This is a genomic window from Shewanella surugensis (assembly GCF_023284005.1).
GTDB lineage: Bacteria > Pseudomonadota > Gammaproteobacteria > Enterobacterales > Shewanellaceae > Shewanella > Shewanella surugensis.
Map to the genome: position 1 here is coordinate 25184 of NZ_JAKIKS010000066.1, position 6077 is coordinate 31260.

4 protein-coding genes are annotated in these 6077 nt (G+C 39.9%); 3 read left to right on the forward strand and 1 reads right to left on the reverse strand.

Features of this window, described 5'->3' with window-relative positions; genetic code table 11:
* The first annotated feature begins 5 nt into the window (after positions 1–5).
* The 3 genes from L2764_RS15945 (at position 6) to L2764_RS15955 (ending at position 4082) form a co-directional block, all read left to right on the forward strand.
* The gene (locus L2764_RS15945) at positions 6–1253 is read left to right on the forward strand and encodes a malic enzyme-like NAD(P)-binding protein (protein WP_248941257.1); all 1248 of its coding nucleotides are present in this window, start codon (positions 6–8) and stop codon (positions 1251–1253) included.
* 99 nt (positions 1254–1352) lie between these two features.
* The gene (csrD, locus tag L2764_RS15950; protein ID WP_248941258.1) at positions 1353–3266 is read left to right on the forward strand and encodes an RNase E specificity factor CsrD; all 1914 of its coding nucleotides are present in this window, start codon (positions 1353–1355) and stop codon (positions 3264–3266) included.
* A gap of 63 nt (positions 3267–3329) precedes the next feature.
* Positions 3330–4082 (forward strand): ElyC/SanA/YdcF family protein, encoded by a 753-nt coding sequence (locus tag L2764_RS15955; protein ID WP_248941259.1) that lies wholly within the window; start codon positions 3330–3332, stop codon positions 4080–4082.
* Between the two features lie 130 nt (positions 4083–4212).
* On the opposite strand, the gene L2764_RS27805 is transcribed toward L2764_RS15955, so the two are convergent.
* The coding region (locus L2764_RS27805; protein ID WP_283107040.1) for a cadherin-like domain-containing protein at positions 4213–6077 on the reverse strand (1865 nt) is incomplete at its 5' end.

Genomic DNA, 6077 nt, shown 5'->3' on the forward strand with positions numbered 1-6077 from the left:
ATTAAATGGCAGATTTTCGTCAACAAGCTCTCGACTATCATGAATTTCCGGTTCCAGGCAAAACCGCAGTTTGTCTGACCAAACCCGCTGAAACAAGTATGGATCTTGCACTAGCGTATAGCCCCGGTGTAGCAGAACCGGTACGTGAAATTGCAAAAGATCCTGATACCGCTTATCGTTATACTGGTAAAGGAAATACGGTTGCTGTTATTTCAAATGGTACCGCTATTTTAGGGCTAGGAAACTTAGGTCCATTAGCTTCAAAACCTGTAATGGAAGGTAAGGCTCTTCTTTTCAAGCATTTTGCAAACATTGATGCAACAGATATCGAAATTAAGCATGACACTACTGAACAGTTTATTAATACTGTAGAGGCTATTGCTGACACGTTTGGCGGCATAAACCTTGAAGATATTAAAGCGCCGGAATGCTTTGAAATTGAAAAAACCTTGATTGAGCGTTGTAACGTCCCCGTTTTCCATGATGATCAGCATGGTACTGCTATCGTGACTACAGCAGGCATGATTAATGCCTTGGAAATCCAAGGTAAAAAAATTGAAGATGCGATTATTGTGTGTATGGGAGCGGGTGCCGCTGCGATTGCTTGTATGACGATGTTGATTAAGTGTGGTATCCAACGTAAACATATATACATGCTGGATCGAAAAGGTGTTATTCATAGTGAACGCACTGATATTAATGAATACAAAGCGTTATTTGCTAATCAAACAACCAAAAGAACATTACGTGATGCCATAGCGGGTGCAGATGCTTTCTTAGGGTTATCGGGCCCAGATGTGTTGTCGGGTGACGATGTTGCATTGATGGCTGATAAGCCAGTGATTTTTGCTTGTTCAAACCCTGATCCTGAAATTAAGCCTGAAGTGGCTCATGACGTTCGTCAAGATTTAATCATGGGGACCGGTCGTAGCGATTATCCTAATCAAGTTAATAATGTTCTTTGTTTTCCTTTTATTTTCCGTGGTGCTTTAGATGTTCGAGCTTCAAAAATTAATGATGAAATGAAGATTGCTGCAGTACATGCCATTGCTGATTTAGCGAAACAGTCAGTACCTGCTGCAGTATTAGCGGCATACCCAGATGTCGATGCATTAAGTTTTGGCCCTGATTATGTGATCCCGAAACCGGTGGATCCGCGTCTTTTATCTCATGTTGCTAAGGCGGTTGCTCAAGCGGCAATCGATTCAGGTGTATCAGTATTAAAGAGTTTACCTGAAGGTTATATGGTTTAAGGTTAAATGTGTAATACTAAAAGGGCGCCTATGGGCGCCTTTTTTGATGGTGATTTTTATTAAAATGTCTGAGCGGTGACTGAAGGAGAAGTGATTCGGATGAAACTCACTCGCATGTTGAGTAAAAAATTAACCAGTTTCTGGTTAATGTCCTTGGCGAGCGTCGCTTTTGTTTTTCTCTTTACGGCGGTATTGAGTTTTGTACAGCTTACATATGAATTTCAGCAACAAAAGGTAAGTGAAATAGAAAGTATGCTTGTGAGTCACTATGAGCATGATAATACGTGGAAATTAGATTCATGGTTACCCCCAGTGTTAATTGCCTTTAAGGCGGCTGAGTTTACTCTGATTAAAGATGGGGAGCCCTTCTTTGAATATAAGGATAAGAATGCGCATTCCAATATTGTAACGTATAAAAAGTTAATTAATAAGAAGCAAAATATTGTGATGAAGATGACCTTACCAGAGCCTTTTACACTTCACCATGTTGGCTGGTATGAATTACTGATTTTTGGCATCGGTATTATTATTATTGCTTTAGTGGTTCGTTTTGGCTTTTATTGGTTCTCAGTTCAATTAGATGGTATTGAACATCTTGCTCAACGTAGTCAGAAAATTTTGAAAGGTGAGTATGATAAGGCACTCATAGAGAAGGGGTTAGGACAACCTAGAGTGATTAACCGTGCGCTCACACGATTGTTGCAGGAGTTAGAAGATGTCTCGAAACAAAGAGAGCGCTTTGATCAATCTATTCGCTCAAATACATTTTTAGATCCAGAGACGGGCATTGGGAATCGTATTTTTTTTGATAATCGTCTGGACGCCTTGACCGATGAACAAAAAATGACCATGCCGGGGGTGATGTATTTCTTAGAAATAGAAGATCTAGATTTACTACAGCAAGATAGCAGTAAGGAGAAGATTGATGAAATGCTCTCACTCATTATTCTCTCCATTAATCAGGTCTTATCATTACAAGTGAACAGTCTTTTTGCTCGCCGTTCTTTTAATCAATTTGCCCTCATTATACCGCAGATATCGCAAGCAGAAGCGGATCGATTAGCCTCTAAGCTACTTAAAGTTTGTCTAAGACAGGCAACGAATGTGATTGGGGAAAGAAATGATTTTGTGCATTTAGGTGGCGCTTATTTCAATATTGGAGAAGATAAAGCCATTTTATTAGAAGAGGCTGATATGGCGCTGAGGGCAGCACAGTTTCAAGGAACAAGTAGCTGGTTTATGTATGATAAAGGCGCTTTAGATCGTGATCTATCCAAAGGATCGGTTCAGTGGCGCAGTTTTTTAGAAAATGCGTTAGTGAGTAAGAGGGTGTTTGCTTTTTCTCGTGTGGTATTTGATAACGATATGCTGGAACAACATAGAGAAATTACCTGTCGGTTAAGAGATACTCAAGGCCACCTCATTCGTGCGACCTTATTTTTACCTATGGCCATAAAGTGTGGTTTAACGCCTCAAATTGAAAGGCAAATCATTGAAATTGTTCTTTTTGATATTTTACCTAGTCAAAGAGACTCGGGGCTTAAATTCAGTATCAATTTGAGTTTAGATACGTTAACGAGCCGAGCTTTTATTCGTTGGTTAACACGTACTTTGCTCGAATATAGGCATTTAATGCCACAGCTTATTTTTGAAGTGAATGAAATTATTGTGGTCAATCATATGGACAGAATAAAAGATACCTTGGATATGATCCGTAAAATGGGTGCGAGTCTTTGTGTCGACAGAGTCGGTCAACAAGTGGTGAGCGCTCAATATATAAAGCAATGCCATTTTGATTTCATTAAATTACATAAATCAATCGTGAGGAAAATTCATCTTCGCGAAGAAAATCAACTTTTTATTCGCAGTCTCATGGGGGGCTTGTCGCGTAACAATATTGTATTTGGTGCTGAAGGGGTGACGTCATTGCAGGAGTGGCAAACGCTGCAGATTTTAGGGGTTAATGTCGGGCAAGGGCCGTTTTTTAGTGAACTCATCGAAGAAGATACGTGATAAGTCGATTAAAAAAGTATTACTGCGCTTTTTATATTTAGTTTAAAAAGAGTCTAAGTGTATATGTTTCATGTTAAGTGGATATTAGGCAATTTACTCATGCCATTACCAATGGGCCTGTTGCTTGCTATATTAGCCTTGATGTTATTTTGGCGAAAAAAAACCAAACAAGCATCATTTTTGTTGTTATTGTCTATCTCAGGATTATACCTTTTCAGCTTAGCGCCCGTTGCGTTTTCGCTTATCAGTCCATTAGAGTATCAATATCCTGTATTTTCTAATGAAAAGGTGTCGTTTATTCATGTGTTAGGTAATGGGCACATTGAAGATGGTACCTTACCTATTACCAGCCAATTAACTTACACTTCAACACTACGAGTCGTTGAAGCCGTGAGAATATGGCGATTAAACCCTCAAGCACATTTACTATTTTCAGGCTATCGTGGTTTTAGTGTCACACGTTCAACAGCTGATATGCATCGAGAGTTAGCGTTATCTCTAGGGGTGCCAGAAGCCAAGATTCAAATTTTTGAACAACCCAGAGATACAGAAGAAGAAGTTCTTGTCATCAAACCGGTTGTTGGTGTGAAAAAAGTGGCTGTGGTAACGACAGCAAATCATATGCGCCGCACCATGGGCTTTTATGAAAGAGCGGGTTTAAACGTTATTTCCGCACCCACCATGCATATGAGTCGAAATAAACCTGTCGTATTTAACATGACCCAATTATATCCTGCGGTACAAAATTTACAGATGTCGACTTGGGCCATGCATGAGTGGTTAGGTATTGCATGGCACAATCTGAAAAATTTGTAATAGCTCTCCTTTTCATTGGGTTAATTTAATTTGTCACGGACAGTGATGACATGTATTGAATGTGGTAAGTGATATAATCAAAGTATGCTCCCGCCCTGACCATTATAGGGACAGTACCTCCATCCTTACATTATATGGTTGGAGGAAAATTATCATCATCAAAAGGTGTATATAGACTTGCCGAGGTATCGATGATTAAACCACCGTCATTTATGAATCCATTAATCACGTCACTTTGAGAACTCCCCTCGCTGAGACTCAGCCACTCAAAGGCATTAAAATTCTCGAGTACAATTTTTTGATTTAGGGTGCCATTAAAATTACTGTCAAAGTTTAGGATTGTATTATCTCCCTCGAGAGAAATATCCAGATATTGGTCTATAGTGTTAAGATCCTGTGATATTAAATGGCTAATATCAATAATATCTTCAGTTGGATCGAAGTCGGTTATGTAATCGATTTTATCTGTTGTTTTTAAAAATACAAAAGCATCGGCACCGTCACCACCAGTTAATACGTTATACCCTAAACCACCGATTAAGGTGTCGTCTCCAGTACCACCAAATAAGCGATCGTCGTCATCCCCACCCAATAGAAGATCATGACCCCCTTGTCCATATAAAATGTCGTTACCAGGTCCTCCTGCGAGGATATCATCACCATCATCAGGACCAGACATATCAAAATCACTTGCATTTTGTGATATATAGTGATGAGTATCTGCATCCGTCACTGACTCATCACCTTTTTCCGTGGCTACGTACATGTTCAAGGCCGCAGTACCTTGAGCATTTATGCCATTAAACTCAATTAAATCACCAAAAGTAATATCATGACCATCCCCAGCTCCAACGGTATCATTGCCCGGTGTTGAATTTGTGTGAAGAATGGCATCAGCTAGATCATCGGCATCAATATTATTGATAGGCTCGCCATCAGAATCAAATTGCGCTAATACTGCATCGTTGATATTATTACCCATGCCTAATGCTTGAATATCTGCTATTGAATCAAGAGTAGCAAAGGCATCGAGTGCGTCCTGAAAGGTACCACCGATTGAGGGTTGTCCATCTGTGATAAAATAGGCAAGATTAGTTGCTGAGGGTAAACCACTTTGAAACCATTCATGTGCTTCGGTAAAAGCAGCAACATAATTAGTATATCCTCCACTGTCTAAGTTATTGACGGCATTTATGATGCTATCGAGCGCGTCAGTGTCAGACAGGTCTATTGAAATTAAAGTTGTCGCACTCCAATCAAAGTCAATAAGAGAAATATTGACGACTCCAGAGCCTGACCCTACGGTTGCTATGAGTGTTGTAAATACATTTACAAGTTGAGTTTTTATTATTTCCATATTGTTGTCACCAATACTACCTGATGAATCGACAATAAACGCTATGTTTAAATCTTCTCCAGCTATAATGCTGGTAACATCACTAACAATCGTATCATGGGCATCAGTTCCAGAGTTTACATCGTTATCAGGTGTTAGCGAATAAGCATTATAAATTTGAAATTCAACAGTTGCAGTATTTGAGCTGCCATTGCTATCACTCACTGTATAAGTAAAGCTTGTTGGCGCTAATGTGATCCCATCATGTTGGTAAGTAAATGCTCCGTTTTCATTGATGGTTAATACTCCCCCTTCTACATCAATCTCAACTTCGGAGCTGTTGATAAAAGAAACGTCTGAGCCATCTATACTCGTGATGGATAGAGCATTACCATCAATATCGTTATCGTGCCCAGATCCTGTATCATCTAAAATCATATTTCCATTTACGTTGCCAGCAGTATCAACATCATAACTATTGTTTAATGCATTAGGGGCATCATTCTCTGGCGTCACAGTGATGGTCAATGTCGAGGTGTCATTCGGCCCTGAGCCATCGGTCAGTTCATAGGTGATAAGGGGCACGGGACCGTTATAATCCTGCGACGGTGTAAAGCTGAAAGCCCCATCCACTGACAAGGTAAAGCTGCCCAGCGCGT

Bases quoted from the DNA above. Each gene is read 5' to 3' on its own strand.
- csrD (WP_248941258.1), top strand. From the start codon at position 1,353: ATGAAACTCACTCGCATGTTGAGTAAAAAATTAACCAGTTTCTGGTTA.
- L2764_RS15945 (WP_248941257.1), top strand. From the start codon at position 6: ATGGCAGATTTTCGTCAACAAGCTCTCGACTATCATGAATTTCCGGTT.
- L2764_RS15955 (WP_248941259.1), top strand. From the start codon at position 3,330: ATGTTTCATGTTAAGTGGATATTAGGCAATTTACTCATGCCATTACCA.